Origin of the sequence: Propionicimonas sp., assembly GCF_049840635.1 — a bacterium.
GTDB lineage: Bacteria > Actinomycetota > Actinomycetes > Propionibacteriales > Propionibacteriaceae > Propionicimonas.
This window is the reverse complement of record NZ_JASGKL010000004.1, coordinates 1,173,197-1,199,516: the sequence shown is the minus strand read 5'-3', so window position 1 is coordinate 1,199,516 and position 26,320 is coordinate 1,173,197. Positions and strand designations below refer to the sequence as shown.

The window sequence follows — 26,320 nt, the reverse complement described above, 5'->3', positions numbered from 1 at the left end:
GATGAAGCTCATCCTGACCCAGGAGGTCTCCGGCCTCGGCGCTCCCGGCGACGTGGTCGAGGTCAAGGACGGCTACGGCCGCAACTACCTCGTCCCCCGCGGCTTCGCGATCCGCTGGACCCGCGGCGGCGAGAAGACCGTCGAGTCGATCAAGGCCGCGCGCACGCGCGCGAAGTCCACGACCTCGACAAGGCCAACGAGATCAAGGCCAAGCTCGAGGGCGCACCCGTCGACGTGCCGGTGCGCGCCGGTGAAGGCGGCCGCCTGTTCGGGGCCGTGACCGTCGGCGACATCGCCGATGCGATCAACGAGGCGATCCGGAGCCGCCGGCGACGCGTCGGTCGACAAGCGCAAGATCGTCCTCGGCAACCCGATCAAGTCCCTGGGCACCCACCAGGTGACCGTGAAGGTGCACGACGAGGTCGACGCACTGGTCAACCTCAACGTCATATCTGCCTGACCGGTCTCCGCCTCGTCCGTAGGCGGGGATCCGCTGAGCCCGAGTTGGCGCATTCTGGAGTAGCTCCAGAATGCGCCAACGAGCCAGGGTGTCCGGTCGGGCACCCGTTGTGAGCCGGGAATGAGGCAGTGCCCGACAACGCCGGGCTTCTCGGTTGCGGCCGACGTGTGGCTACCTGCTTCGCGGTGCGGTTAGCTGAGGCTGCCGCAGTCCCGCGACCGCATTTCGAACATTTCAGGCTGTGGAAAGCCGCGCCGTTCTGTGGATTCCGCAACCCCTGCGCTGCCGCCGGCTCGCGGCCGAAGCAACCTATTCGTGTCGACTTATAGACATCTCGGGGTACGAGATGGGTCGGACATTTCTGCGGTCCACACCGGTGGAATCACATTCCTGCAGGTCAAACCATGTTTTGTGACGGGTGTGACCGGTGTGTCCACAGATGTGTGAACACCCTGTGCACATCCGACACGGCGTGTTCCACACATCCCGCGTAGTTATGCACAACCCCTGTGGACGACCGACTGGTGGGCTGTCTGTGAAATCTCTTAGGCTCGGGCCCGATCCCACCCGTCACCGCCATCCCGAGACCGCCCAACCGCCACTCACCGACCAGCGTGCTCCATTGTGTCGGAGTCTTTCGGCAGAGTGGTTCGTGCCTGCCCACCCCGTGCCACTCACCCGTACCAGCTACCAGTACCAGGGAGATCGTTCGTGAGTATCACCGCTTCCTCGGCTGCGGTTCCCGCTCAGGAGCCGCATGACCCGGGTGGCTACTCCGGTGCGTACGGCGATCGAATGCCCCCGCAGGACATCGACGCCGAGATGTGCGTGCTCGGGGCGATGCTGTTGGCCAAGGACGCCATCGCCGACGCGCTGGAGGTCGTGCAAGGCCCCGACTTCTACCGGCCGGTGCACGAGACGGTGTTCGGCGCGATCACGGAGCTGTATGCGCGCAACGAGCCGGTCGACCCCGTCACGGTCGCCGCCGAGCTCGGCCGGATGGGCGAGTTGATGCGGGTCGGCGGCGCCCCCTACCTGCACACGCTGTCCGCGTCGGTGCCGATCGCGTCCAACGCCGCCTACTACGCCTCGATCGTCAAGGAGAAGGCGATCCTGCGCAGGCTGGTCGAGGCGGGCACCCGGATCACCCAGATGGGGTACGCCGGCGAGGGCGAGGTGGACGACGTCGTCGACCGCGCGCAGCAGGAGGTCTACAGCGTCAGCGAACGCCGCACCGCCGAGGACTACGCACCCCTGTCCGACATCATCCAGGGAACCCTGGATGAGATCGAGGCGATCCAGAACCGCGAGAGCGGCCTGTCCGGCGTGCCGACCGGGTTCATGGACCTCGACGACCTCACCAACGGCCTGCACGGCGGACAAATGGTGATCATCGCGGCGAGACCGGCTTTGGGCAAGTCCACCCTGGCTCTCGACCTGTGCCGCGCGGCCTCGATCCACAACAACATGACCAGCGTGATCTTCAGCCTGGAGATGAGCCGCAACGAGATCACGATGCGGCTGTTGTCGGCGGAGGCGAAGGTGCCGCTGAACCACATCCGCAACGGCAACATGAGCGACCAGGACTGGGACCGCCTCGCCCCCAGGATGGCCGAGGTGTCCAGCGCACCGCTGTTCATCGACGACAGCCCCAACATGACGATGATGGAGATCCGGGCGAAGGCCCGTCGGCTCAAGCAGCGCCACGACCTGCGGCTCATCGTCATCGACTACCTCCAGCTGATGACCTCGGGCAAGAAGGTCGAGTCCCGCCAGGTCGAGGTCTCCGAGTTCAGCCGCCACATCAAGCTGCTCGCCAAGGAGCTCGACGTCCCCGTCGTCGCCCTCTCCCAGCTCAACCGAGGCCCCGAGCAGCGCTCCGACAAGCGGCCGATGCTGTCCGATCTGCGTGAGTCGGGATGCCTCACGGCCGACACCCGGCTGATGCGCGCGGACACCAACGCCGAGATCACCATGGGAGAGCTGATGCGGTCCGGTGCCCGGGACATTCCGGTGTGGGCACTCGACGACCGCCTCAAGCTGGTGCCGCGGACGCTGACCCACGCGTTCCCGAGTGGCACCAAGGATGTGTACGAGGTGACGCTCGCCTCCGGCCGCCGGGTCACGGCCACGGCCAACCATCCATTCCTCACCTACGACGGCTGGATCCCCCTTGCCGAGCTGACCGAGGGCGCCCGCATCGGCGTCGCTCGCCATGTACCGCCCCCGTTGGAGATCACGCCGCGCGACAACGACGAGGTTGCCCTGTTGGCCCACCTCATCGGCGATGGCTCCTTCGTCAAGCGGCAGCCCATTCGCTACAGCAGCGTCGATGAGACGTGTCTCGCGACGGTGCAGTCAGCAGCGTGGCATCTCTTCGGGGTCAAGGCCGTTCGTGACGAGCACGCAGCGGCTCGGGTGATCAGCCTGCGCCTTCCGTCACCGCATCGCCTGACCCATGGCAAGCGCAATCCCATCGCGCAGTGGCTGGACCAGATGGGATTGTTCGGGCTGCGTAGCCACGAGAAGTTCGTTCCTGACTGGGTGTTCGCCCTGCCGAAGGAGCAAGTCTCGCTGTTCCTGCGCAATCTGTGGGCGACTGATGGCTCGGTGACGTTGAACAAGCAGCGCGGCGGCCGCATCTACTACGCCTCGACGAGTCGCCGCCTCATCGATGACGTCGCCAAGCTGTTGCTGCGGTTCAACGTCTTCACTCGCATCCGCAGGGTCCGCAAGGCTGGCTATCGCGACGGCTGGACCCTGGACATCACGGGTGCCGAGAACCAATTGCGGTTCCTCGAGGACATCGGCGCGCACGGTGACCGCTCCGCCAAGGTGGCCGCGCTCGCCGAGCGTCTGCGCGACGTACAGCCCAACACCAATCTCGACACCATTCCCACCCAGGTCTGGGATCGCGTACGCGACGTGCTCAGCACCTCCCGCCTCACCCAGCGGGAGTTTGCCGCGGCCCTGGGTACCAGTTCGAGTGTGAGCACGATGGCACGCGTTGCGCCGGGTCGACAGCGGATGCAGCGTATCGCGGAGGTCCTGGGCGACGTCGACCTCGAGGTGGCGGCGACCAACGATGTCTTCTGGGACTCGGTCGTCTCGGTCGAGCACGTCGGACAGCAGGAGGTGTACGACGCGACGGTCATGGGCGTCCACAACTTCGTGGCCAACGGAATCAACCTGCACAACAGCATCGAGCAGGACGCCGACATGGTGATCCTCTTGCACCGCGACGACGTGTACGAGAAGGAGTCAGCTCGCCCTGGCGAGGCTGATCTGATCGTGGCCAAGCACCGCAACGGCCCCACCCGCGACGTCGTCGTCGCCTTCCAGGGTCACTACTCGCGCTTCGTGGACATGGCCCAAGGCTGAGTCGCCGGGCGCGGTTCCGGTCAACTGTGCGGCCAGTCGGCGACAGCGCGGCCGATCGCCCGGCGGGTCCGCGCGGAAACCGACTCCACCAAGTCGACGGCAGGCTCGGGCATAGGGCGGGTGGAGCGGAGGAGCCGCCAGGTGCCGACCACGACACCGTCGACCAGGATCGCGGGCCGGAAGATGCCGTTACGACCCGGGACGAGCGCGTCGAGCATCGCGGGGCTCGCTACCAGGGAGCGGTCGGCGTAGCCGAGGATCCATTCGTCGAAGCCGGGGACCAGCGTCACCCCGCTCGGCTGGGGGCGGTCGGGCTCACCGGCCAACCATGCCGTCGTACCCTCCACGTCCACTTCCACCAGTTCCTCGACTGTGCCGGCCGCGCGCCGGAGAGTGGTCTTCGGGAGTTTGGTCCACCACGCCAGGTCGGTTTCCGTGACCGGCCCCCGGGAGGCGGCGAAGTCGCGCACGACGGCTGCCAGCGAGGCGGTTGCGGTGGCAGGATCCGCTGCCGCTGGTGTTGTCGCCGGGGTCAGGAACCGGGTCAGGAGTTGCTCCGACCCGGTGTCGTCGAACCGACCCCAGTGCGCAAGCCCGTCGACGCACAGGTGCACGAGCAAGTGATAGCCCCGCCCGGCACTCGTTTCGATCCCGGCTGCTTCCCAGAGCGTGAGGGCTTCGGCGCGACGAAGTGGTCGCTCGGAGAGCGCCTCTGCGAGCACGTCCCGTGCACGCAGGAGTACGGTGTCGTCGATGCCGAGTTCGGCGCGGCGCCTGGCTGCCGCGCGGTGCGTACGCTCCGCGGTGAAGTGCAGCAGCGTGGAGAGGTGCGCCGGCGTCGTCGCGAAGAGCGTTCCCCGCATCGGCCAGGACCGGACGAGCCGGCCGGCGTCGAAGGCAGCGCGTACGTCGGGGACAGTCGTCCCCGGCCGCGAGCGGATCGCGATCGCCCGGACCACGGCGTGCAGATCCTGCCCTTGCAGCGCTACTGCACGCTCCACCACGGCGGCCGGATCGAGGTTCGAGCCGCCCAGCAGGTGTGCCTGCCAACGCATCCGCCGCGCCTCGACAGCGGTGAGATGCAGCACGGCGCCAGTCGACCAGCGATCGAGGTCGCGCGTCAACGTCGAGCGATCATCAGTTATCCACAGCCGAGAAATCGACCCTGGCGGTGTCCCACCCGAACCGGTTGGATCGGCAGGCATGGGCGAAGGAGGCTATTACGATGACGGTTGTGACGACCGAGGTGCGTGGGTTCTTGCCGTATGGGCGGGAGTTGACGCGTGCGGACCTGGAGGCGGTGCCCGATGACGGGCATCGCTACGAGCTCGTCGACGGGGTTCTTGTCGTGACCCCGGCCCCGCGAACCCTTCATCAGCGGGCACTCCGAACGCTGTCTACTCACTGTCGTCAAGGCGTGTCCTGCCGAGTACGAAGTACTGTTCGCCCCTTTCGATGTGGTGCTGGCTGATAACACGGTGATCCAGCCGGATCTGTTGGTGGCGCGGCCCGAGGACTTCACCGAGGCCGATCTGCCGGTGGCGCCGTTGCTTGCGGTGGAGGTGCTGTCGCCTTCGACGCGGGGCATCGACCTGCTGCTGAAGAAGGATCGGCTGGAGCGGGCTGGCTGTGCGCACTATTGGGTGGTGGACCCGGATGAGCCTTCGGTGATCGCCTGGGACCTTGCCGACGGCGCCTACCGAGAGGTCGGACGCGCAGCGGGCACGGAGCTGTTCGAGGTCGCCTCGCCGTTCCCGGTGAGCTTCACTCCGGCGTCGCTCGTCAGTTGACCCGCACCCGACGAGTCGTCAGGGGGCTGCGCGGACGGCAGTGTTTGCTATTTGGAATGCTAAACTCGCCGGGTGAATGTCGATAAGGCGTTGCTTCCTGGCGAGGGTCCTGCCCAGGGACTCTCAGTGAGCCTCACTGCCGGGACGCTCCAGGCGATCCGGGATCGAGTCGGAGGCCGAGGCGTCTCGGCCTACCTGGAGGCGGCCGCGCTACGTCAGATCGAGCGGGACAACCTCGCTGAGGTCGTGGCGGCGTACGAGAAGGAGAACGGTCCGCTGGACGAGGCGGCCGTGGCGCGCAAGGTGGCGATCCTGACCGGTGACCGCGCGGCCGGCGCCGCGTGAGCAACGCCGTCGTTCTCGACAGCGAGGGACTCTCGCGTGCTGCGGATCGCGACGCGGATGTCATCGAGTGGATCGAGGCCGCCCGCCGCGCGGACCTTCCGGTCGTGGTCAGCGCCGCGACGATCGTGGAAGCCGCGAACCCCACGACGAAGAGAGCCGCCCTGGACTGGACCCTTTCGCGACTCAGCGTCGAGCCATTGACCAAGGGCCTGGCCAAGCGGTCGACGGCGCTGCTGCAAGAGGCCGGTCGCCACGGGCATGAGGCGGCACTGGACGCGATGGTCTGCGCGACCGCGCTCGCGATATCCGGCAGGGTCGTCATTCTCACGTCTGATCCGGATGACATCGGGGAGCTCACCAGCGCGCATCCACAGATCGTCGTCCAATCGCTCTGAGCGCCTTTAGCCAAAGCTCGACCGAGGTGGAAGATGCCGAAGAACAGGCAGTAGAGCGCGGAAATCGCCGAAAGCCGCCGGCAAACGCGGCTACTGCCTGTTCTTCGGTAGATGACCGAGGGCGCGCCGCCTGGGCAACAGGCAGGCCCAGGAGCGGGCGGACATGGCGCCCGACCAGAGTCCGGCTCCGTAGGCCGTGTCGTCGAGCCGGCGCCCGGTAGCGACGACCAGCGCATCTCGGAACGACACGGGCCGGTGCTCGTGGAGAGCGGTGAGGGTGTCGACGACGACGGCGCTGAGGATCGCCCGTCGGAGGAGTTTGCTGGTGGGAGCCGCAGCGAGGGCGAGCGGCCACCAGTGTCGCAGGAGCAGCGCTGCTTCCTGGCGCAGCGCCCAGAGCAGCCCGCTGGCCGCGACCCGCATCGCGATCGGCCTGGGTGCTGACGGGAGCGCCTGATGGATACGGCGGGTCCCGATCGCGAGCCCGACGACGGTGGCCGGGACAGCCCAGCGGGTCCGGGTGAGGAACGCGGCCGCGCAGGCAGCGTAGGCAGGCGTCAGGACTGCCGGAGCGACGTTGCCCTCGTGACGCGCGGCAAGCTGAGCGCTGCTGGTGCCGTAGACGTACGTGCGGCCCAGCCAGGCGCGGAGCGTGCCGCGGGTGTCGTGCTCGGCCTGCACTCCGGGGTCAAACCGGACGCTGTGACCTTGCCCGATCAGGCGCCAGACCAGGTCGACGTCTTCGCCGACACGGAGCGTGGGGTCGAAACCGTCTCCTCGCCAGGGTGACGTGGCCGGCCTGGGCCGAGCCTCAGGGGTTGTCCTGACTGGGCGAGGCTGTAGCGATCGCCGGGAGCCGCCGGTGCCGGGGCACGGTGATCGCAATCGAGAACCAGGTCGGCGGTCCGCGCGACGAGGCACGCGCTGGGGAGATAGGCGACGTTGCCGAAAGGGCGTACGGAGTGGCGGGGGTCATGCCGAGGTCCAGGGAGGAGGCGAGCTCGTCGTACCGCTCGAACCACCGCCGCCGGGCCGCTCGGCTCTTCCCGGACACCCGCGGCCCGACGAGTGCGACGGCCGGGTCGGTGAAGTGGCGGGTGAGGCCCAGGAGATCCTCGCCGGCGATGGTGACATCGGAGTCGACGAACGCGACCAGTCGGCGTGGTGACCCTGGCCAGCCGCGGCGTTCCTGGCTCCTCCCGGGCCGAGGTCCGAGCAGCGCCACCAGCTGAGCCGAGTGTCGGCTCCGCTACGGCGGCGACGGCGAGGGCATCCGCGGAAGGCGTCGTCGACCACGATGCACCGTAGCGGCCGGAGCGCAGCAAGGGTCCGGTCGAGCTGGTCGGCCCGGTCGCGAGCCGGGATCACCACGGTGAGGTCGCTGGGTGAGGCTCGGTCGAGGCCGTCCAGGTCCCGGATATCGCCGAGGTTGATGTCCAGGAGAGGCGGCGGGCGAGCTTCTGGGTGGCTGGGCCGGCGACGGTCAGGACTCCATTCGGCCAGGCAGTGTTCCCGGACGGCGCCGGTGATGCGTAAGGCGGTGAGCGGGCTGCCGCCGAGGAGCAATTGGCCGCGGAAATCTGCCCGATGCGACTCCGGACGTAGCCGGACGGTGAAGCCCGCGGGCAGTTCGCCGGCGAACGGTTGGCGCGCAGAGGTCATTGCCCGAAGCCGCCGTCGGCCCGGATCACCGACCCGTTGAGTGCGGCGCCTTCGGGCGAGCAGGCCAGCGCGATCGTGGCCGCGATCTCCGCGGGGTTCAGGAGACGTTGCAGGGATTGGTGGCTGGCCAGCTCTGCCGGGGTGGTGCCGTAGAGGTCGGCGGTCGCCTGCAGCATCGGGGTATTGGTGGACCCCGGCGACATGGCGACGGCGGTGACGCCGGTACCGGCGAGGTCGGCGGCGAGTCCGCGGACGATGCCGATGACCGCGTGCTTGCTGGCGGCGTACGCGGTGAGGTGGAACAGGCCACGCTCTCCAGAGGCCGACGCGACGGCGACGAACCGGCAGCCGGCCGGGTCTGGTCCGAGGAGGAAGTGGGGGATCGCGGCCGCGGCGGTGTTCCAGACGCCGTGGACGTTGACGTCGAGCAGTGTGTCGAGATGCTCGGCGGGAGTGTCCCACTGGGTTTGGCCGCCGACCATCACTCCGGCCGCGGCGACGGCGGCGTCGAGGCGGCCGAATCGGTCCAGCGTCTGGTTGACGGCGAGGTCGAGGGCCTCCCGGTCCCGGACGTCGGCCTCCAGGGCGAGTACGCGATCGCCGTGCCGCAGCGCCAGGGCGCGTAAGTCGGCGGGGGTGGCGAAGGGATAGCCCATCCCGGGCAGCACGTCGCCGCCGCGGCAGATGTCGAGGGCACAGACGTGGTAGCCGTCGGCGACGAGACGGTCGACAGTCGCGGCGCCGATGCCGCGGCCGGCGCCGGTGACCAGGGCGACCCGGCCCGGGTGACGGTCAGAGTCGTTGGAGGGCGCCATCGATGAGCTCCTGGAGGATCTGTCGTCCTTCGATTGCCGAGGCCCCGGTGGGGTCGCCGAGGACGCCGTTGGCCGAGACCACGCGGACACCACCTTCCCGCATGGCCGGCCACAGCTCGGCAAGGGGGGCGACGTTGCCCGGCTCGGCCCGGTCCAGGCGTACGCTCTCGGGCCGCAGGTGCAGCATGAGCGAGGTCTCCGTACGCCCGGCGTGCAGGTCGACGCCCTCGGTCGCGCACGCGACCCACGGACACGACGTGGCCTTCGTCGACCAGTTGGCCGACCGCGGTGGTCAGCGCCGCAGTATTCCCGCCGTGGCCGTTGACCAGCACGATACGACCGGCCCAGAGCGAGAGATGACCGCACCAGCTCGACCACGACGGTCACCAGGGCCGCGCTACCGATCGAGCTGGTCCCGGCGAATCCCTAGTGCTCCCCGCTGGCGGTGTAGGTCAGCGGCGGTGCCACGACGGCGCTAGGAAGACGCAGCGTGGCACCGGACAGCTCGAGCAAGAGGATCTGGAAGCGGGCCTGCTGGCCGCCGGACAGGGTCTCGAACGCCTGCTCGCCGGCGTGCGCGAGCTCGTAGCGGTCGAGGACGCGGGCCGCCTGCTCCCTGCCCATCCCCACGCGCCCGCGTCCGTCCGGCGTCGCGTCGCCGCGGTGGAGGATGTCGAGCAGGGTCCGACCGACCAGCTCGGGGTGCTCGTGGGTCTGGACGAACCATCCCGGACGCACCCGGGCGCCGAGCCGCGCCCTGCCGGTGTGCGGGACGGGCGCGACCGCGTCGAGCCCGCCGACCGGCTCATGCTCCAGGTCGGGCAGCGAGCCGCCGCGGGCGAGCAGGCGGAGGAAGTGGGACTTGCCGGAGCCGTTCGAGCCGAGCACGGCCACCCGGTCGCCGTACCAGAGCTCGAGGTCGAACGGCTTCATCAGTGCACTCGACCCACCGTCTCCGGTGGCGAGCCGGAGCTCCAGCTGCTCGCAGGTCACCGCGCGCTTGGCCGTCCGTCCGCCGGTCAGCCGGATCCGGACGTGCTGCTCGCGCGGCTGCTCGGTGGGAGGGCCGGCCTCCTCGAACTTGCGCAGCCGGGTCTGGGCGGCCTGGTACCGGCTGGCCATGCCGTCGTTGTAGGTCGCCTTCTGCTTCAACGTCGCCACGAGCGTGCGCAGCTTGTCGTGCTCCTCGTCCCAGCGCCGGCGGAGCTCGTCGAAGCGCTCGAACCGGTCGCGGCGGGCCTGGTGGTAGGACGCGAATCCGCCCGCGTGCGTCCACGCCCGGTTCCCGTCGGCGCCGAGCTCGATGGTGACGATCCGGTCGGCGGTCCTGGCCAGCAGTTCGCGGTCGTGCGAGACGAACATGATCGTCTTGGCCGACTCGGTGATCCGGTCCTCCAGCCAGGTCTTGCCGGGGACGTCGAGGTAGTTGTCGGGCTCGTCGAGCAGCAGCACCTCGTCCGGCCCGCGCAGCAGGTATTCCAACACCAGCCGTTTCTGCTCGCCGCCCGACAGCGTCCGTAGTTCACGGTACTTCGCGCGGTCATAGGGGACGCCGAGCGCGGCGATGGTGCACACGTCCCACGCGACCTCGGCGTCGTAGCCGCCGGCGTCGGTGAACTCCGCCAGCGCGTGCGCGTAGGCCAGCTGGGCGTCGAGGTCATCGGTCTCCATCAGGGCGCGTTCGCTGGCGTCGACCGCGGCCGCGGCGTTCCGGACGCGGGCGGGAGAGACCGACAGCAGCAGGTCGGCCACGGTGGGGTCACTCACCGGCGCCCGGTCGTCATCACCGCCCACGACCCCGCTGCCCACGAACTGGGGCATCACGCCGAGCCCGCCGGACCGGGTGACCGTGCCGGCCTTCGGTGTGGTCTCGCCGGTGATGATCCGCAGCAGGGTGGACTTGCCGGCCCCGTTCGCGCCGACCAGGGCCACCTTGCGACCGTCGCCGACCCGGAAGGACACGTCATCGAGCAGCACCCGTCCGTCCGGCAACTCGTACCGGACGCCGGACAGGTCGACGTGGCCCATCGTCGCTCCGGTCAGCCGATCCGCTCGAGCACGACCGGCGCCGGCTCGGGGGCGGACGCCGCGATGTCCACCGCGCCGTCGAGCGCGGCGACGGCCCGCTCGATCCGGTCCGGGGTATCGGTGTGCAGGGTGAACAGTGGCTGGCCCGCGCGGACGGCGTCCCCGACCCCGGCGTGCCAGGTGACGCCCGCCGCGGCCTGGACGGGGTCGCCCTGCTTCGCCCGTCCGGCGCCGAGCCGCCAGGCGGCCAGACCGACGGCCATCGCGTCCATCCGGGACAGGTAGCCGTCCGCGCCCGCGGTGATCACCTCGGTGTGCTTCGCCGCCGGCAGCGGGGCGTCCGGGTCGCCGCCCTGCGCGCGGATCATGGCCTTCCAGGTGTCCATGGCCCTGCCGGACGCGAGCGCGTCGGCCGGGTCGGCGTCGATGCCGGCGCAGGCCAGCATCTCGCGGGCAAGGGCGAGGGTGAGCTCGACGACGTCCGCAGGCCCGCCGCCGGCCAACACGTCGACCGACTCGGCGACCTCGAGGCCGTTGCCCGCGCTGCGACCGAGCGGAGTGTCCATGTTGGTGATGAGGGCGACCGTGTTCACCCCGGCGGCGGTGCCGATGCCGACCATCGTCTCTGCGAGGGCCTTCGAGTCGGCGTAGGTCTTCATGAACGCGCCCGCGCCGGTCTTCACGTCCAGCACGAGTGAAGCAGTGCCCTCGGCGATCTTCTTGCTCATGATGGACGCGGAGATCATCGGGATCGACTCGACGGTCGCGGTGACGTCGCGCAGCGCGTACAGCTTCTTGTCGGCGGGGGCCAGGCCGGAGCCGGCCGCGCAGATCACGGCGCCGACCGACTCGAGCTGGGACAGCATCTCCGCGTTCGACAGCGACGCCCGCCAGCCGGGGATCGCCTCCAGCTTGTCCAGCGTGCCTCCGGTGTGGCCGAGGCCGCGTCCGCTCAGCTGCGGGACGGCCGCGCCGCAGGCCGCGACGAGGGGGGCCAGCGGCAGCGTGATCTTGTCGCCGACGCCGCCGGTGGAGTGCTTGTCGACCGTCGGCCTCGACAGGCCGGAGAAGTCCATCCGCTCGCCGGTGGCGATCATGGCCTGCGTCCAGCGCGCGAGTTCTGCCCCGTCCAGACCCCGGAAGAAGATCGCCATCGCCATCGCCGACATCTGCTCGTCGGTGACCTCGCCGTCGGTGTAGGCCCGGATCAGCCAGTCGATGGCCGCCTCGCCCAGCCGGCCCCCGTCCCGCTTGGTGCGAATGAGTTCCACGGCGTCGAAGCTGCTCATGAGCGCACCATAGGGTAGGGGCATGGCTCGACGCATCTGGCTGCCCTATCCCGACCTCGACGCCGCGGAGGCCGCACTCGGCCCTCTCCCCGACGGCCTGGTGGCCGACTGCTTCCTCGCGGACGGGACGTGGCCGGACTCGATCGGCGAGGTGGAGTTCCTGGTGGCGCCCTACATGTTCCCGCCCACGAAGGTGATGGCGCGGGTGGGGGAGATGCCCTCGCTGAAGGTCGTGCAGCTGCTCAGCGCCGGCTTCGACAATTACCTGCCTTACCTGCCCGACGGCGTGCGGCTGTGCAACGCCGCCGGCGTCCACGACGCCAGCACGGCCGAGCTGGCCGTCGCGCTGGCGCTGGCGAACAACCGCCACCTCGACACCTACGCGCGCAACATGCCGAGCGGGACGTGGGGCAACGACTTCGCGACCTCGCTGGCCGACCGCCGCGTCCTGATCGTCGGCTACGGCCGGATCGGCGCGGCGATCGAGCAGCGGCTGGCCGGCTTCGAGGTGGCCTCCGTCACGCGGGTCGCCCGCAGGGCGCGCACTGGTGAGGTCGAGGTGCACCCGATCGAGGAACTGGACGCGCTGCTCGCCGAGGCCGACGTGGTGTTCCTGATCACCCCGCTCACCCCGCAGACCGAGCACCTGATCGGCCCTGTGCAGCTGGCCGCGCTCCCCGACGGCGCGCTGCTGGTGAACGTCGCCCGCGGAAGGGTGGTGGACACCGACGCGCTGGTCGCGGCAACCGCTTCCGGGCGGGTCCGGGCATCGCTCGACGTCACCGACCCCGAACCGCTGCCGCCGGACCACCCGCTGTGGACGACGCCGGGGGTCTTCATCAGTCCGCACGTGGGCGGTCAGAGCACCGCGTTCTACCCGCGGATGCAGAAGCTCGTCCGCGCGCAGCTGGCCCGGTTCGCCGCGGGCGAACCGCTGGAGAACGTGGTGGCAGGCTAACCTTCGCCCATGCGCGTAGCCAGATTCGTGGCCCAGGGCGACCCGACCTACGGCGTCGTCGAGTTGGCGGAGGACCAGGGTCCCCATCCCGAGACCGTCGCCGTGGTGTCGGGGGATCCGCTGGCCGGTCCGGTGCACTACACGGGGGAGAGGCTGGCGCTCGCCGACGTCCGGCTGGTCGCGCCGGTGATCCCGCGCAGCAAGATCGTCGGCATCGGCCGCAACTATGTCGAGCACGCCCGCGAACTGGGCAACGAGGCGCCCGCGTCGCCGCTGGCGTTCCTGAAGCCGAACACGTCGGTGGTCGGCCCGGACGAACCGATCGTCCGTCCGGCCGAGACCACGGACCTGCACTACGAGGGCGAACTCGCGGTGGTGATCGGCCGGATCTGCCGGCGGGTGCCCGTCGAGCGGGCGGGAGACGTCATCTTCGGCTACACCGTGGCCAACGACGTCACGTGCCGTGACCTGCAGAAGACGGACGGGCAGTGGACGCGGGCCAAGGGCTTCGACAGCTTCTGCCCGCTCGGGCCGTGGATCTCCACGCACATCGACCTCGAGGAGGCGGGCCGGCTGGACCTGCTCACCTCGCTCAACGACGAACCGGTGCAGGTGGGCAACACGTCCCTGATGGTGCACCCGATCGCCGAGTTGATTTCCTACGTCACCTCGTTCACGACGCTGCTGCCCGGGGACGTGATCCTCACCGGGACGCCGGCGGGAGTCGGGCCGATGGAGCCGGGCGACCGGGTGAGCGTGACGATCTCCGGGATCGGGACGCTGACGAACCCCGTCGTGGCCGAGGACGCCTGAGGTGTCGGCGCTGGGGGACCTGGTGCGGGCGCGCGTCCAGGGCTTCGTGAAGTACGAGCCGCAGCCGGGGGTGACCTACCCGGAGGTGTTGATCGTCGACGACCCGCTGCGGGCGCGCTGGCGCAGCGTGGCGCTCGGTGTGGGCGGGTCGATGCTCGGCCTGATCACCTACGTGGTGCTCGCGCCGTGGGTGATGTCCGGGGTTGTCGGGCTGTTCTGGCTGGCGGAGGGATCGCCGTCGACGTTCCTGGCCTGGGCCACGCAGGTGACGAACACGTTCTCCGAGCCGTCGGGGATGGTGGCGACGCAGCTGGGGTTGGCCACCCTGATCCCGATCAGCTTGGCGCTGGTGCTCTTCGTCCACCGGTTCCACCCGCGGTGGCTGCACTCCGTCCAGCCGGGTTTCCGGTGGCGGTACGGGTTCGTGACCCTCGCTGCGGCGTTGCTCGTGCTCGGTGCGGTGTGGGCGTTGTCGCGGATCGGCCAGCCGTGGGCGGTGCAGCCGGAGCCGGCGTTCTGGGGCTTCGTGGTCGCGATCCTGCTCACCTCGCCCCTGCAGGCCGCGGCGGAGGAGTACTTCTTCCGCGGTTACCTGTTGCAGGCGATCCACACGACGGCGCCGAACAGCCCGTGGTTCGGGGTGGTGGGGTCGGCGGCGATCTTCGCCCTGATGCACGGGACGCAGAACCTGCCTGCGTTCCTGTACCGGTTCGTGTTCGGCGTCCTGGCCGGCTGGCTGGTGGTGAAGACCGGCGGCCTGGAGGCGGGGATCGCCGCGCACGTGGCGAACAACGTGATCGCGTTCGGCTGGGCGGCGCTGTCGGGGACGATGGTGGCGACCAGGACGACCACGACGACGACCTGGCTGGAGCTCGCCGTCAGCCTGGCGGGGTTCGCGGCGTTCGCCGCGCTGGCGGTGGTCATCGCCGGCCGGATGAAGGTGGCGACGGCCACGCCGGGGGTTCGGTTTGTTGCGACGGACGAGGTCTAGTAAAGTCACCACTCGGCCCCCCGGGGCCGACTGTGGGGTATGGGGTAATTGGCAGCCCGCCGGATTCTGGTTCCGTCAGTCTAGGTTCGAGTCCTAGTACCCCAGCGCAGCGGATTCGCGGCAGCTGGAGAGCTCCTGTAAAGTTCGCTGGGTTGTGAGAGCAACAAAGTGCTGGCCCCGTTGTGTAGCGGCCTAGCACGCCGCCCTCTCAAGGCGGTAGCGCGGGTTCGAATCCCGTCGGGGCTACAAGGTGAAACCCCTTGTCAGAGTCAACTCTGGCAAGGGGTTTCGTTTTCGTTCTGGTCGAGGTCGGTCGCTGAACGCGGCGACCCGGTCCTTGTCGTACGGGGTTCTGGTCAGCAGCACCGGCGCCGGCCGGGTATCAGGCAGATACACGTCCGTGGCGAGCCGGACCCCGTCGCGCATCGGTACCATCACACCGGTCTGCACCCCGAACGTCGCCATCTGCGTGATCCTCTCCGGCTGCGATCTGTGTTCCTGCCGCGGACGAGAGCGCCCGCGTCCGCTCAGGGCACGAGCAGCGCCTTGATGGCCCGCCGCTGATCCATCGCCCGGTAGGCCTCGGCGGCCTGGTCGAGGGGCAGGGTGAGGTCGAAGACCCGGCCGGGGTTGATCTGCCGGGTGTAGATCCGCTCGATGAGGTCCGGGAGGTACGCCCGGACCGGCGCCGGGCCGCCGTGCAGGTGCACGTGGCTGAAGAACAGCTCGATGCCGTCGAAGGTGACGCCATGGGGGACGCCGACGTACCCGAGATGACCGCCCCGCCGGGTTGTCTTCATCGCTTGCTGCATCGACTCGGCGGTGCCCACACACTCCAGCACCGAATGGGCGCCGTACCCGTCGGTGAGGTCCAGGATCCTGGCCACTCCGTCCTCGCCCCGCTCGGCGACGACGTCGGTCGCGCCGAACTCGACGGCGAGCCGCTGCCGGTCCTCGTGGCGGCTCATCGCGATGACCCGCTCCGCACCGAGTTGCTTGGCCGCCAGCACGCCGAGCAGCCCGACCGCCCCGTCTCCCACGACGGCGACGGTCTTGCCGGGTCCGACAGCCGCGGCGGTCGCTGCGAACCAGCCGGTGCCGAGCACGTCCGAGGCGGCCAGCAACGACGGCACCAGGTCGGCGTCCGGCAGACCGGGGGTGGCGACCAGGGTGCCGTCCGCGAGCGGCACCCGGAGCAGTTCGGCCTGGGCTCCGCCGGGGCAGGCGGATGCGCGGTGGAGGCAGCCGGAGTGGTAACCGGCCCGGCAGAATCTCGCACGTGCCCTCGGAGGCGAAGAACGACCCGACCACGAAGTCGCCGGGCTTGACCGAAGTGACAGCAGAGCCGATCTCCTCGACCACTCCGCAGTATTCGTGGCCCATCGGCACGGGCCAGTCGGGGGACTCGAACCCCCGGTAGGACCACAGGTCCGAGCCGCACACACAGGTCGCCGTGAGCCGCAGCACTGCGTCGGTGGGCAGCTCGATTCGCGCGTCCTCGCGGGCCTCGACCCGGACGTCCCCGGGCCCGTACATCAACACACCTCGCACGATGAACTCTCCTTCTGATTGGCCGTCCGGGCTGCTGCCGGACGGGACTTCTCGGTGCGCACGAAAGCGGGCGGCAGGCCGAGCCGTCGCGCGGTGTACCAGCTCAGGTTGAACACGCCGAGGACGCCGTTGGTGACCGCCGCGATGATCGTTCCCGGGTCGCGGACGAGGATCGCCCAGGTGAGCCACAGGGCCTGGTTGGCGACGGCGAGGATGAGGAACAGCACCGAGACGCCCTGGACGTGGGGCGCCCGGACGAGTTCGACGCTCTGGCCGATGTTGGAGATGACGGCCGGGATGATCGCGATGACCCCGTAGGCGGCCGATCCCCACCAGATGTCGACGGCGACCATGACCGCGGCGAACGCGATGCCGGGCAGCAGGACCGGGAGCAGCCTTCGCTGGAGGGCGCGCGCCAGCAGGATCAGGATCGGGACGGTCGCGGCGAGCGAGAGGACGCTGGTGATCCACTGGGGTGGCTGGCCGATGCGAAGTCCGTGGACGGTCCAGCCCAGGTTGACCGCGAGCATCGCCTGCCATGCGATCACCGACAGGCCGTCGACGTTGCGGGTGCGGAGCAGTCGGACCAGCTGGGGCAGCCCCAGCAGCACGCCGGTGACGGTGCCGGCCCAGCCGAACAGATCAGCCAGGTTCACGGTTGCTCCTTCCTCGCGGTACGGCGACCGATGTGGTGGGTCGCGGGTGTCACAAGCTGAGTTCGTGTCGTCCGGCGGGCAGTGCCGCTTCGACTCCCGACAGCGCCACGAACGTGACCGGGACCGGGCTGTCGACCGCCACGTGGCTGTCCCGGACGTCGACGCGGACGTAGCCGTGGGGTGTGGGGACGGTGCCGCTGAGCCAGTCGAGCGATCCGGGCCGGGGCGCGACCCGTGCGGTTGTGTAGCCGGGTGCGTCGGGGGTGACGCCCAGGATGTAGCTGACGAGGTCCTTGGTGGGGGTCGCGGACCAGCCGTGGACGGGGGTGCCCCAGCCCCAGCACTCGCCGAAGGTGTCGAACCCGTCGTGGAGGAAGACGCTCCAGGCGCGGACCAGATCGATCAGCCGCTCGGCCCGGCCGGCAGCGGCCACGGCGTCGTGGACGAGGTAGCTGAAGAACGGTTCGGCGCGGACGATCTCGTTCTCGGCGTCCCAGTCGATCCGATAGATGCCGACGGACTGCTCACGCATCTTGTCCATGTCGTAGCCGCCGTCCGCCCCACCGATCCACGAACGGATCACCAGCCGGGCCGGGTCGGTGATCACGTCGATGACAGACGCCCACCGCTCCCTCGGTGCCAGGCCGGAGACGATCGCGACCGCTCCAGCGGCCTGCGACATCGCCGGCTGGGGCACACCGTCGACAATGTGGTCGAGGTAGCTGCCCCGACCGGCGTCCCAGAACGACTCGTAACCGACCCGGGCCTGCTCCCACAATCCCCGCGCCCACGCGGCCGCGCCTCCGTTGCCGAGCCACTCGGAAATCTCGGCGAACTCCGCCAGCCCACGCGCCCACAGCCCTGTAATCAGAGACGACCGGCCGGACGGGAACACGCTCGACCAGTCGATCAGGTTCCACTCCGGCACATCCGACAGCGTCCCGTGCTCGTCGACGAACGGGAGATACCAGCGCAGCACCCGCTCGGCCACGGGCAGCAGTTCGAGGACCTCATCGCGGTCGCCGGTGTAGCGGTACAGGTTCCACACACCGTGGATCCAGTGCAGCGCCCAGTCAGGGATCGTGAACGCTCCGCCGTACTCCATCTCGCCGACCACACTCATCGGCAGCATGCCGTCCGGACGCGGCGAGGCGCCGAGCCGGACATAGTTGCGGGCCAACCGCCAGTCGGCGTTCGCGACCAGGTGGACGAGCTGGTGCACCACCCCGTCACCCACCCAGGCCCGCTGCTCGCGCGTCGGGCAGTCGGTGAACGAGTCGAACGAGTTCAACTCGACGGTCCGGATCCCAGCCCGGTACAAGGCGTTCAACTCCGGATCGCTGGACTCGAAAGCGGCCTCACCGGTGAACGGGTAGTGGTACTCGGCGACCGCCACCTCACGGATCACGACCGGGTCGGTGCCCGGTGGCACCAGCAGGAACAGCTGCCGCAGGCCGTTGACCTCCAGCGCCCGGTACCGGTCGGCGCTGCCCCGGGTCGTGTAGCTGGCACCGGTCCGCGGGGCGGAGTCGATCGGGCCGTTCGCGTAGTCGTAGGCGGCCAGCTCCTGGTAGAACAGGTCCAGCCGCACCCCGGCCGGCGCGTCGACCTCCACCTCGACGTGACCGGCGACGATCCGTCCGAAGTCGAAGGTCAGGATCGTGGCGTTCTCGGCGTCCGGCGTCACCTCGAGCGGCAGCGCAACAGGGGTGCCGTTGCCGCCGCCGGACAGCTGGGCGATCAGCCGACGCGCCGGGTGATCAGGCAGGTCCGGAAGCGACTTCGAGAGTTCGACGATCGCGGTGGCGGGGGCCACACGCTCGCCGCCCAACTCTCCGATCCCTCGCGGCAGCAGCGCGCCGAACGGGTCCAGCGGCGGCCGCGACTCGGCCAGCCCTCCGGTGTGCGTCGCCTTCAACACGGTCGCCTGCGGCCAGGAGGCGTCGTCGAAACCCGTCGTCACCCAGGCCGGGTCCAGTTCGCGGGCGTCCAGCACCTCGACCGGGACGCCCTCCATCGTGACCCCGCCACCCACCAGCCGCCACGCGGTGGAGCGGATGGCCCGCCACTGATCGTCGCTGGTCAGCCAGTCCTCACCGATCCTGGCTTCCAACACGAGCTGGGCGTCGCGTCCCAGCAGCCCGCTGGAGACGGCGGGCTGCCAGAACGAGTTCGCCTGCCCGTAGTAGGTGACCAGCACCGCCACCGCGTTCACACCGGGACGCAGATAGCCGGCGATGTCGTACTCGTCGTACCGCAGACGCCGCGGCTGAGACCTGATGGGTCCCCGTCCCACCTCGACGCCGTTGATCCACAACACGTAGCGCGATTCCGCGGTCAGTCGCAGCGGAACGACGCCCGGCACGTCATCGAGCGTCACAGTGCGGCGGAACTGCACCCGTGAGAATCCCGCGTGCCCCAGATCGGACCCGACGCTGGTCGGCTCAAGGTCGAACTCGGGCGCGTCCGGGGCGATCCAGCTGCCGTGCCAACGCACTCCCGGGAAGGTCGCAGACCCACTCATCAAACGCTCTCCTCACTCAACAGCGGTCGACAGCCTCATCGTTGAGGGCGCGTGATCGGTGGTCAACGGCTTTGGGGTCCTCTGCCAGGGCACCCCAGCACGGCGACGGAGTCGATCGCATCATCCGGCCGGCCGGATCGTGACCCGGCCGCTCGCCGCAGCGACGCCGTCCAGACCTTCGGTCACCACGCCGAGCCGCACCACGCCCGGCGAGGCGACCCCACTGGTGTGGTCATCGTGGAACACGGCGATCGCCTCCGCCTCGGGCGAATAGGCGATCTCACCGAGCACGAACCGGGTCGACAGGGTCTGCCCTGAGACCTCAGGACCGGCAGGCAGCGCGCCGACCAGGGCAAGCCCGAAGCGGTCATCCACCTCGACGGTCACCGGCAAACTCCCGGCGAACGCACGGCCGGCCGGGCTGTCGTCCAGGACAGCCGAGGCAACCCGGCCACCCCGCACGACCTCCACCGGAATCCCTGCCGCTCCTACCGTCCCCGACGGCTGATAGGACGGCGCCGGCGCGGGCGTACTGCAGCCGGCCAGCACCAGGAGAACGGCCACGAGACTGATCCAGGTGGTGATCTTGTTCATGCCCACCATGGCAGCGCGACGGCCGTACCCGCAGGAAGTCTCTGCCGTGGGGTGTACCGGCAGAACATCCCATCCCTCACCGTGCCCGCCCTACCGTTGAGGGGTGGACAACAACCGAGCAGAGGTACGCGACTTCCTCATCACCCGCCGCGCCCGGATCACCCCCGAACAGGCCGGCCTGCACCCACACGGCACCCGCAGGGTCGCCGGGCTGCGCCGCGGCGAGGTCGCCGACCTCGCCGGCGTCAGCGTCGAGTACTACTCGAAACTCGAACGCGGCGATCTCGCCGGGGTGTCCTCCGCCGTGCTCGACGCGATCGCCGCAGCGCTCCAACTCGAGGATGCCGAGCGCGAACACCTCTTCGACCTCGCCCGAGCCGCCACTGGCACCAGCCTGCTGACCACCCGGGCCCGGCGCCGGCCCTCCCGCCCCTGGCAGCCCACCCCGGCGTTGCAGTGGACTCTGGACGCTATCCGCGACGCTCCCGCAGCCGTCGGCAACCAGCGCGGCGACCTGCTCGCCGCGAACCACCTCGGAAGGGCCCTCTACTCCGAGCTGTACAACGACCCGACAGGACGGCCGAACTTCTCCCGGTTCACCTTCCTCGACCCCGCCGCCCGCCGGTTCTACGCAGACTGGGACTACTTCGCCGACATCACCGTCGCGATGCTCCGCACCGAAGCCGGACGCAACCCCCACGACTCCGAACTCCACGAACTCGTCGGAGAACTCTCCACCCGCAGCGAGGAGTTCCGCAGTCGGTGGAGCGCCCACGACGTCCGCATCCACACCACCGGCACCAAGCACTACCACCACCCGGTGGTCGGCGACCTGCAACTGGCCTACCAGACCCTCGACCTCGCCGGAGAACCCGGCATCGCCATGACCGTCTACACCGCAGAACCCGGCTCACCCACCCACCAGGCCCTTCAACTCCTCGCCAGCTGGGCAGCAACCACAGCACCCGCACCGACGGACACCTCTCCGGCCACAAGGGTCGACCCGACGGCGGGCCAGTCGCTCCAGCTGGATTGAGCACATTCTGGACACAGTTCGCGAACCATGGTGGGTGTTGAGGAGGTTGTGGGGGCGCGGGCTTCGCGCTCAGCGGAGCGTTCAGAACGCTCCCAAACAGGCGCGCGAGGGCCGGGTTGAACTCTCAAGGCGGTAGCGCGGGTTCGAATCCCGTCGGGGCTACTGAAACCCCTTGTCAAACACGGTTTTGGCAAGGGGCTTTCGGCTGTCTGGGCATCTGCCCTCGCAAGTGGGGGCGATCCCGCTCTCTCGGCGTAATGCCTTGTCAGGGGCGCTATTGCCGGCCATCAGGAGCGATGTGTCAGACAGGACCCATGTCACACTGGTGACACAGTTCCTGGCCGCTTCGGGCCTGAGGTTCGGTGGGCCCTGCTCGAAGACGAGGCCGCTCCGACGACCCCGCGCCAGGCGGAGCAAACCTCGCTGTCGGCACACCTATTCCGTATTACACTTTTGGGCGTGGATGAGACGATCAACGGGGTCCCGGTGACCGAGGACCAGATCCAGGCCTGGGCTGATGAAGCCGAAGCCGGATACGAGGTCGAGCAGCTCCGCCGGCGGGGCCGCAAGCCGATCGGCAACGGCCCGGCCCAGGTCGTCCCGGTCCGACTCGACGACACCACGCTCGCCGCGGTGGATGAACGCGCCCAACGAGACCACGTCACACGCTCGGAAGCCATTCGCGCCGCCATCCGCGCCTACGTCGCGTGAAGGTCCACCCTTCCGCGCTCAAGCACGGCGTCCCAGCCGAGGACGCCATCCACGCCGCCACCCACTGGGCCTACGCCAGCGAACCTGATCAGGACAGCCCCGCTCGCCAACTGCGTCTGGGGTTCGACACCGCCGGCAGGCTGCTGGAGATCATCGTGCTCCGCTTCGATAGTGGCAACGAGGTGATCATCCATGCAATGAAGGCACGCAACACCTACCTGAGCCTCCTGGACTGACCTGACTCCACACCCGCACCGGAACCCCACAGTCACGCGCCCAGAGAGCTCGGCGAGACCGCCTGTGCGGAGCATTCACAGACATAGGTCGGATCACCGACGCTCACATCGCCCCGCTACGGTCCTGGGCTCCTCCTATCCACTTCGCGCGAGCGCGGAGCGGCAGATCAATGTGTTCTGCGGGCTCAGGCGTTCGGAGCGAGCAGGCTCTACCTGCCCAGCCGCTCGGCCAACGCACGGGGGCTGACGCCAGAGGCGTTGCAGATGTCAGGGTCGGCTCCCACCGCCAGGAGGATCGAGACCGTCTCGTCCTCTCCCCGAGAGTTGAAGATCGCTCGCCAAAGAGGCGTGTCGCCGTAGCCATCTTGGGGATCAACCTCAGCCCCCGCCTGCAAGAGTGCGCGCGCAGCAGAGCCGTGAATCTGCAGCAGAGCCGTGAATCTGCTGTGCAGCGAAGTGCAAGGGCGTGAAGCCGGCCTTGTCCCTCGCATCGACCGGATCGCCCGCCTGAACTCGCTCGGCGATGCCGGCGAGGTCGCCTTCGGCGGCTCGGTAGTGCAACTCAAGACGGTTCATTCGATCCGTGACGGCATTCTGCCCACAAGGTCTGGCGTGCGGGCGAGAATCCGCCGGTGACAGGTTCAATCGCTCGACCCGCGGCAGAGTCGTTCGTTCGCCGGACGCTGCGAGTTCGTCCACCAAACACAGTGCAGAGACTCACACTCAAGCCGGAGTCGGCGTCCGACAAGGCCCGGACGGATCGCTGCGGCGGCAGACGTGCCATCCCAAGAGAACGCACATCGGCACGAGAGAGTGACAGCGCGGTCGGGAATCCCGCGCCTGCCTGCCGGGCCATCGGCTCATGCCTGTTGCCGGTGGGGATCGTGTTGCCGCCCTACGCTGGCGGCATGCGGACGGTGTTTGCGCTTCTCGTCGCCACGCTGGCCCTTGCCCTCGGGGGCTGCAGCTCGCCGGGGGATGTGAGCCGCGCCGCGGTCACCCTCGGGGACTCGGCAGTCTTCAGCCGGGCAGACCTCCAGGCAGCCGCGGACGCCGTCCTTGTCCAGTTCCGGGAGTTCGAGGGATGCACTCTCCAGCGGCTCGTCTACGACGAGAACTTCTCCACACGGCAGATTGCTCTGGCCAGCCAGCCGCGACCTCACGAGGACGTGGTCGTCTTCACCTCCCAGTTCCGGGTCGGCCCGAACGGCCAGCGCAGCGGACTGAATCCTGACTCGACCTATGGCGCCTGGACCTGGACTGTGACACGCGCAGACGCGTCGGCGACGTGGACGGTCACCAGTTGGGGCGCCGGCTGACGCCAGCACCGGCCCCGTGGCAGCTGCGGATCACACTCTTCTGGCAGCAAGTGATCCGACCTTCCCCACGAGGCCGCGCATCCAGTAAAGGCCAAACCCAGGGCGCTGCGCCGGATGGCCGACTCCCAGAGTGGGGATCAGGTGCGACGCCACCCCTGGGGGCGAGTCCCCACCCTGACCGCGAGATTCCGGCGGGTCAATGGGTGCGGTAGATGTCGGCCCTGTGGTCGATGGCCAGGATCGTGACCACGTCAGTGATCCGGCAGATGACGCGGAAGTCTCCTCGTCGAGTGCTGTGCATGCCTTCGAGCTCGCGACGCAGCGGCATCCCAACCCGGTGCGGATTCTCGGCCAGGCTGCCGTAGATGAACGCCACCGCTGCGGCGGCGACCTTCTCCGGAAGCCGTGCCAGCGCTCGTTTCGCCGTCGGAGTCCAGGCGATCGGGAACTGCTCCTGGCTCATGCGGTGAGGGTGCGCAGGATCTCGTCTTTGGTCAGGACCTCGGCTTCTCCCGCGGTGAGTTCGGTGAGGCTGGCCCGGATCTGGCGCATCAGCTGGGGGCGGCCTGCGATGTCCAGGGTTTCCTCCAGCGAGGCCAAGTCGTCCACGCTGACCACCACCGCAGCGGGCCGGCCGTGCTTGGTGATCACGACCCGTTCGTGCTCGCGCTCGACCTGGTCCACGACCTCCGAGAGGTGGTCCTTCACGTCCTTCAGCGCCCTGGAGCCTTCAACCGGCATGGCCACAAGTGTAGCTACATCGCCAGGCGCTGCAACGTCCTGATCTGCGGCCTTGCCTGCGATCGCTCGACCTCGATCGATGACACCCCGGGGCTTGGAGCTGGACCGGGAGCGGCCGCGGGGTTGCACACATTTCGGACACAGTTTGCGCGCGACGGTGGTCGTTGGGGACGTTGTGGAGGCTGGGACTCGCGCTCGGCGGAGCGTCGTGAACACTCTGAAAGGTGCGCCAGCCAAGGCAGTCCTCGTCGCTCAGGCCTCGGCGTGGAGAACCTTCTCAAGCGGCCGTCCCTTTGCCAGTTCGTCGACGATCTTGTCGAGGATGCGGACGCGGCGCATGAGCGGGTCGGTGATGTCAGCGATGCGCACCCCGCAGACAACTCCGGTGATCATGGCCGCGTCGGGGTGCAGGTCGGCCGCGTCGAAGAAGTCCCGAACCGTCGTCCCGGCGGCGAGGTGTCCCTTGAGGTCGGTCTCCTCGAACCCGGTGAGCCAACAGATCGCCGTGTCGAGTTCGCCGCGGGTGCGTCCCTTCCGCTCGACCTTCGCCACATAGCTGGGGTACAAGGCCGCGAACGACATCTGCTTGACGCGCTCGGCGTTCGCCCGCTGGCGAGGCGTCTCTTCCATGGCCACGGCTCCAGTCTCAACTCGGCGAGGGGCCCCTGGCAACAGCGCCCGGGTTCGGGTCAGGGCCGACAGAGACGGACGGTTCCGGTTGTCCAAGGACACGAGCCGAAGGAGTCGTCGATGGTTACCCACCTGGATCGCCCGCCCGGACACAGCACCACTGCGGCCGACAATCTGGCTGACCTGGCGTCCGAACTCCAGGCGTCGGTGGTGGGGGCGTCGAGGGCGGTCGCCACCATGACCGAAGCAAACGCGACGGCCCGGCGGTTCGAGGTCGTCGCAGAGGCGATCGACGCCGCCGCCCTGCGCTACTGGCGGGACCTGCGCTCCTACGACGCGATCGCCACCATCCGGGCGGCCGCCTGCCGAGGCGCTGCCGATATGCGTGCCTGGCAGGTCGCTGTCGAGCAGTCGGAGCGGCGCTGCGAAGCACCCGTCATCGGCACGGTCGACGCGGCCCGCGCGGTGTGGCGGGAGCTCTCGCCGAGGCGCCCGGGTCTTTAGCCCGTTCGCTCGTGGCGCGGTCACGTCCTCGCTGACGGACGTTCCGTGCCGGTTGGCGTCCTCGTCCGCCTCCAGACGGGCTCCGGATCACAGGCGGGCCTTGCCCATGAGCCGCAACATCTTGCTCATGCCCGGCAGGATCTCGTAGCGGCGTTTCCGCATGCCGGAGATCATGATCGAGACGACATCGGCGACCGGCATCTTCGGGATGCGGTCCACCTCCCGGTTGTCGGCCTCCGAGCCGCTGAACATCGGCTTCGTCGTCCGCGGTGGCGCCAGTTCGTAGACCTCGACCGACCTGCCCCGCAACTGCCGGCGGAGCGTCTGCGTGCAGGAGTGCAGGCCCAGCTTCGACGCGCTGTAGACCGGCGCCTTGTCGAACGCGAAGTACGCGATGCCAGACGTGACATTGACGATCGCCGACGCCGACTGCCGCAGGAGGTGCGGCAGGAACACCTGCGTCACCAGAATCGGCCCCGCCAGGTTGACCGCGACCTCGTCGGCGACGCCCTCCGCAGGCGCCTCCGGGAAGGAGATGTTCTGCATCAGGCCGGCGTTGTTGATCAGCACGTTCAGCCCAGGGAAGTCCGCCACCACCCGGTCGCGAAGGGACTGGACGGACGCCAGCTCCGTCACGTCCACCCGGTAGGCCCGCAACCGCGGGTGCGAGTCCCGCACCCGCTGAAGCCTCGCCTCGTCGCGTCCGGTGACGATGACGGTGTTTCCCTCGGCGGACAGCTGCTCGGCCATCTCCAGGCCGATCCCGGACGTCCCGCCGGTGATGAGTACCGTGTCGTGTTTCAGGTCCACGACTCCAGCGTGCCGCGGGCGCGGCCGTCCAGCCAGTGCCCCGCTGTTCCCAGGACCCACCGGCAGCGGCCGGGGTCGGGC

General features: G+C 69.2%; 28 protein-coding genes, 2 tRNA genes and 2 pseudogenes. 16 read left to right on the top strand and 16 right to left on the bottom strand.

Annotation, left to right across the window (positions count from 1 at the left end):
* Position 1: 1 nt before the first annotated feature.
* Positions 2-460 (top strand): annotated as a pseudogene (gene rplI / locus QM779_RS05845) (50S ribosomal protein L9).
* Between the two features lie 795 nt (positions 461-1,255).
* Positions 1,256-3,841, top strand: coding sequence for a replicative DNA helicase (locus QM779_RS05840; RefSeq protein WP_428533090.1), 2,586 nt, complete (start codon positions 1,256-1,258; stop codon positions 3,839-3,841).
* 20 nt (positions 3,842-3,861) lie between these two features.
* Here QM779_RS05840 and QM779_RS05835 read toward each other — a convergent pair whose 3' ends face one another.
* A complete protein-coding gene (locus QM779_RS05835; RefSeq protein WP_428532951.1) occupies positions 3,862-4,929 on the bottom strand; it encodes a DNA glycosylase AlkZ-like family protein in 1,068 nt (355 codons plus the stop codon).
* A gap of 369 nt (positions 4,930-5,298) precedes the next feature.
* Here QM779_RS05835 and QM779_RS05830 point away from each other — a divergent pair, with 369 nt between their 5' ends.
* The 3 genes from QM779_RS05830 (at position 5,299) to QM779_RS05820 (ending at position 6,371) form a co-directional block, all read left to right on the top strand.
* Positions 5,299-5,631 carry a Uma2 family endonuclease gene (locus QM779_RS05830; RefSeq protein ID WP_428532948.1) on the top strand — a complete coding sequence of 111 codons (333 nt, stop codon included), beginning with the start codon at positions 5,299-5,301 and terminating at the stop codon, positions 5,629-5,631.
* 126 nt (positions 5,632-5,757) lie between these two features.
* A complete protein-coding gene (locus tag QM779_RS05825) occupies positions 5,758-5,976 on the top strand; it encodes a hypothetical protein (RefSeq protein WP_428532945.1) in 219 nt (72 codons plus the stop codon).
* Positions 5,973-6,371 (top strand): type II toxin-antitoxin system VapC family toxin, encoded by a 399-nt coding sequence (locus QM779_RS05820; RefSeq protein WP_428532942.1) that lies wholly within the window; start codon positions 5,973-5,975, stop codon positions 6,369-6,371. Before QM779_RS05825 ends, QM779_RS05820 begins: the two co-directional genes overlap by 4 nt.
* 90 nt (positions 6,372-6,461) lie before the next feature.
* Here QM779_RS05820 and QM779_RS05815 read toward each other — a convergent pair whose 3' ends face one another.
* From QM779_RS05815 to QM779_RS05795, 5 genes are all read right to left on the bottom strand, one after another.
* Positions 6,462-7,052 carry a hypothetical protein gene (locus QM779_RS05815; protein WP_428532939.1) on the bottom strand — a complete coding sequence of 197 codons (591 nt, stop codon included), beginning with the start codon at positions 7,050-7,052 and terminating at the stop codon, positions 6,462-6,464.
* 977 nt (positions 7,053-8,029) lie between these two features.
* The gene (locus QM779_RS05810) at positions 8,030-8,848 is read right to left on the bottom strand and encodes a mycofactocin-coupled SDR family oxidoreductase (RefSeq protein WP_428532936.1); all 819 of its coding nucleotides are present in this window, start codon (positions 8,846-8,848) and stop codon (positions 8,030-8,032) included.
* Positions 8,826-9,065, bottom strand: a complete 240-nt coding sequence (locus QM779_RS05805) for a creatininase family protein (protein ID WP_428533087.1) — start codon at positions 9,063-9,065, stop codon at positions 8,826-8,828. Before QM779_RS05805 ends, QM779_RS05810 begins: the two co-directional genes overlap by 23 nt.
* A gap of 209 nt (positions 9,066-9,274) precedes the next feature.
* Complete coding sequence (locus tag QM779_RS05800) at positions 9,275-10,876, bottom strand: ATP-binding cassette domain-containing protein (RefSeq protein ID WP_428532933.1); 1,602 nt, start codon at positions 10,874-10,876, stop codon at positions 9,275-9,277.
* Positions 10,877-10,887: 11 nt separating this feature from the next.
* Positions 10,888-12,165 (bottom strand): thymidine phosphorylase, encoded by a 1,278-nt coding sequence (locus tag QM779_RS05795; RefSeq protein ID WP_428532930.1) that lies wholly within the window; start codon positions 12,163-12,165, stop codon positions 10,888-10,890.
* Positions 12,166-12,187: 22 nt separating this feature from the next.
* On the opposite strand from QM779_RS05795, the gene QM779_RS05790 reads away from it, so the two are divergent.
* The 5 genes from QM779_RS05790 (at position 12,188) to QM779_RS05770 (ending at position 15,173) form a co-directional block, all read left to right on the top strand.
* On the top strand, positions 12,188-13,123 hold the full coding sequence (locus QM779_RS05790) for a 2-hydroxyacid dehydrogenase (protein WP_428532927.1): 936 nt from the start codon (positions 12,188-12,190) through the stop codon (positions 13,121-13,123).
* A gap of 9 nt (positions 13,124-13,132) precedes the next feature.
* Positions 13,133-13,936 carry a fumarylacetoacetate hydrolase family protein gene (locus QM779_RS05785; protein ID WP_428532924.1) on the top strand — a complete coding sequence of 268 codons (804 nt, stop codon included), beginning with the start codon at positions 13,133-13,135 and terminating at the stop codon, positions 13,934-13,936.
* A 1-nt stretch (position 13,937) separates the two neighbouring features.
* A complete protein-coding gene (locus tag QM779_RS05780) occupies positions 13,938-14,927 on the top strand; it encodes a lysostaphin resistance A-like protein (RefSeq protein ID WP_428532921.1) in 990 nt (329 codons plus the stop codon).
* Between the two features lie 33 nt (positions 14,928-14,960).
* Positions 14,961-15,032 (top strand) — tRNA-Gln (locus tag QM779_RS05775).
* Between the two features lie 68 nt (positions 15,033-15,100).
* Positions 15,101-15,173, top strand: a tRNA-Glu gene (locus QM779_RS05770).
* Here the strand turns inward: QM779_RS05770 and QM779_RS05765 are convergent.
* The 5 genes and pseudogenes from QM779_RS05765 to QM779_RS05745 form a co-directional block, all read right to left on the bottom strand.
* Complete coding sequence (locus tag QM779_RS05765) at positions 15,171-15,392, bottom strand: CocE/NonD family hydrolase (RefSeq protein WP_428532918.1); 222 nt, start codon at positions 15,390-15,392, stop codon at positions 15,171-15,173. The genes QM779_RS05770 and QM779_RS05765 overlap by 3 nt on opposite strands.
* 62 nt (positions 15,393-15,454) lie before the next feature.
* Positions 15,455-16,478 (bottom strand): annotated as a pseudogene (locus tag QM779_RS05760) (zinc-dependent alcohol dehydrogenase family protein).
* A complete protein-coding gene (locus QM779_RS05755) occupies positions 16,463-17,134 on the bottom strand; it encodes a SemiSWEET family sugar transporter (protein WP_428532915.1) in 672 nt (223 codons plus the stop codon). The pseudogene QM779_RS05760 and the gene QM779_RS05755 overlap by 16 nt, the downstream one beginning before the upstream one ends.
* A gap of 49 nt (positions 17,135-17,183) precedes the next feature.
* A complete protein-coding gene (locus tag QM779_RS05750) occupies positions 17,184-19,658 on the bottom strand; it encodes an alpha-L-rhamnosidase N-terminal domain-containing protein (protein ID WP_428532912.1) in 2,475 nt (824 codons plus the stop codon).
* Positions 19,659-19,778: 120 nt separating this feature from the next.
* Positions 19,779-20,252, bottom strand: a complete 474-nt coding sequence (locus QM779_RS05745; protein ID WP_428532909.1) for a cyclophilin-like fold protein — start codon at positions 20,250-20,252, stop codon at positions 19,779-19,781.
* Between the two features lie 103 nt (positions 20,253-20,355).
* On the opposite strand from QM779_RS05745, the gene QM779_RS05740 reads away from it, so the two are divergent.
* From QM779_RS05740 to QM779_RS05730, 3 genes are all read left to right on the top strand, one after another.
* Positions 20,356-21,288 carry a helix-turn-helix transcriptional regulator gene (locus QM779_RS05740; RefSeq protein ID WP_428532906.1) on the top strand — a complete coding sequence of 311 codons (933 nt, stop codon included), beginning with the start codon at positions 20,356-20,358 and terminating at the stop codon, positions 21,286-21,288.
* A 459-nt stretch (positions 21,289-21,747) separates the two neighbouring features.
* The gene (locus QM779_RS05735) at positions 21,748-21,999 is read left to right on the top strand and encodes a ribbon-helix-helix domain-containing protein (RefSeq protein ID WP_428532903.1); all 252 of its coding nucleotides are present in this window, start codon (positions 21,748-21,750) and stop codon (positions 21,997-21,999) included.
* Complete coding sequence (locus tag QM779_RS05730) at positions 21,996-22,235, top strand: hypothetical protein (RefSeq protein ID WP_428532900.1); 240 nt, start codon at positions 21,996-21,998, stop codon at positions 22,233-22,235. Before QM779_RS05735 ends, QM779_RS05730 begins: the two co-directional genes overlap by 4 nt.
* 209 nt (positions 22,236-22,444) lie before the next feature.
* Here QM779_RS05730 and QM779_RS05725 read toward each other — a convergent pair whose 3' ends face one another.
* A complete protein-coding gene (locus QM779_RS05725) occupies positions 22,445-22,726 on the bottom strand; it encodes an ankyrin repeat domain-containing protein (protein ID WP_428533084.1) in 282 nt (93 codons plus the stop codon).
* Here QM779_RS05725 and QM779_RS05720 point away from each other — a divergent pair.
* Positions 22,671-22,871 (top strand): hypothetical protein, encoded by a 201-nt coding sequence (locus tag QM779_RS05720; protein WP_428533102.1) that lies wholly within the window; start codon positions 22,671-22,673, stop codon positions 22,869-22,871. The two genes, QM779_RS05725 and QM779_RS05720, sit on opposite strands and share 56 nt — an antisense overlap.
* A 272-nt stretch (positions 22,872-23,143) precedes the next feature.
* Entirely contained in the window at positions 23,144-23,554 is a 411-nt protein-coding gene (locus QM779_RS05715; RefSeq protein ID WP_428532897.1) for a hypothetical protein, read from the top strand.
* A gap of 196 nt (positions 23,555-23,750) precedes the next feature.
* Here QM779_RS05715 and QM779_RS05710 read toward each other — a convergent pair whose 3' ends face one another.
* The 3 genes from QM779_RS05710 to QM779_RS05700 form a co-directional block, all read right to left on the bottom strand.
* Entirely contained in the window at positions 23,751-24,017 is a 267-nt protein-coding gene (locus QM779_RS05710; protein ID WP_428532894.1) for a type II toxin-antitoxin system RelE family toxin, read from the bottom strand.
* Positions 24,014-24,295, bottom strand: a complete 282-nt coding sequence (locus QM779_RS05705; RefSeq protein WP_428532891.1) for a type II toxin-antitoxin system Phd/YefM family antitoxin — start codon at positions 24,293-24,295, stop codon at positions 24,014-24,016. Before QM779_RS05705 ends, QM779_RS05710 begins: the two co-directional genes overlap by 4 nt.
* A 252-nt stretch (positions 24,296-24,547) precedes the next feature.
* Positions 24,548-24,925 carry a DUF2200 domain-containing protein gene (locus QM779_RS05700; RefSeq protein ID WP_428533081.1) on the bottom strand — a complete coding sequence of 126 codons (378 nt, stop codon included), beginning with the start codon at positions 24,923-24,925 and terminating at the stop codon, positions 24,548-24,550.
* A 120-nt stretch (positions 24,926-25,045) separates the two neighbouring features.
* Here QM779_RS05700 and QM779_RS05695 point away from each other — a divergent pair, with 120 nt between their 5' ends.
* The gene (locus QM779_RS05695; RefSeq protein WP_428532888.1) at positions 25,046-25,429 is read left to right on the top strand and encodes a hypothetical protein; all 384 of its coding nucleotides are present in this window, start codon (positions 25,046-25,048) and stop codon (positions 25,427-25,429) included.
* 87 nt (positions 25,430-25,516) lie between these two features.
* Here QM779_RS05695 and QM779_RS05690 read toward each other — a convergent pair whose 3' ends face one another.
* Positions 25,517-26,239 carry an SDR family oxidoreductase gene (locus tag QM779_RS05690; protein ID WP_428532885.1) on the bottom strand — a complete coding sequence of 241 codons (723 nt, stop codon included), beginning with the start codon at positions 26,237-26,239 and terminating at the stop codon, positions 25,517-25,519.
* Between the last annotated feature and the right edge of the window lie 81 nt (positions 26,240-26,320).

What these genes read in the sequence shown, in the direction of transcription:
- QM779_RS05840 (WP_428533090.1), top strand. Translation starts at nt 1,256, where the DNA reads ATGCCCCCGCAGGACATCGACGCCGAGATGTGCGTGCTCGGGGCGATG.
- QM779_RS05810 (WP_428532936.1), bottom strand. Translation starts at nt 8,848, where the DNA reads ATGGCGCCCTCCAACGACTCTGACCGTCACCCGGGCCGGGTCGCCCTG.
- QM779_RS05800 (WP_428532933.1), bottom strand. Translation starts at nt 10,876, where the DNA reads ATGGGCCACGTCGACCTGTCCGGCGTCCGGTACGAGTTGCCGGACGGA.
- QM779_RS05795 (WP_428532930.1), bottom strand. Translation starts at nt 12,165, where the DNA reads ATGAGCAGCTTCGACGCCGTGGAACTCATTCGCACCAAGCGGGACGGG.
- QM779_RS05790 (WP_428532927.1), top strand. Translation starts at nt 12,188, where the DNA reads ATGGCTCGACGCATCTGGCTGCCCTATCCCGACCTCGACGCCGCGGAG.
- QM779_RS05785 (WP_428532924.1), top strand. Translation starts at nt 13,133, where the DNA reads ATGCGCGTAGCCAGATTCGTGGCCCAGGGCGACCCGACCTACGGCGTC.
- QM779_RS05765 (WP_428532918.1), bottom strand. Translation starts at nt 15,392, where the DNA reads ATGGCGACGTTCGGGGTGCAGACCGGTGTGATGGTACCGATGCGCGAC.
- QM779_RS05750 (WP_428532912.1), bottom strand. Translation starts at nt 19,658, where the DNA reads ATGAGTGGGTCTGCGACCTTCCCGGGAGTGCGTTGGCACGGCAGCTGG.
- QM779_RS05745 (WP_428532909.1), bottom strand. Translation starts at nt 20,252, where the DNA reads ATGAACAAGATCACCACCTGGATCAGTCTCGTGGCCGTTCTCCTGGTG.
- QM779_RS05725 (WP_428533084.1), bottom strand. Translation starts at nt 22,726, where the DNA reads ATGCGAGGGACAAGGCCGGCTTCACGCCCTTGCACTTCGCTGCACAGC.
- QM779_RS05715 (WP_428532897.1), top strand. Translation starts at nt 23,144, where the DNA reads ATGCGGACGGTGTTTGCGCTTCTCGTCGCCACGCTGGCCCTTGCCCTC.
- QM779_RS05710 (WP_428532894.1), bottom strand. Translation starts at nt 24,017, where the DNA reads ATGAGCCAGGAGCAGTTCCCGATCGCCTGGACTCCGACGGCGAAACGA.
- QM779_RS05705 (WP_428532891.1), bottom strand. Translation starts at nt 24,295, where the DNA reads ATGCCGGTTGAAGGCTCCAGGGCGCTGAAGGACGTGAAGGACCACCTC.
- QM779_RS05700 (WP_428533081.1), bottom strand. Translation starts at nt 24,925, where the DNA reads ATGGAAGAGACGCCTCGCCAGCGGGCGAACGCCGAGCGCGTCAAGCAG.
- QM779_RS05695 (WP_428532888.1), top strand. Translation starts at nt 25,046, where the DNA reads ATGGTTACCCACCTGGATCGCCCGCCCGGACACAGCACCACTGCGGCC.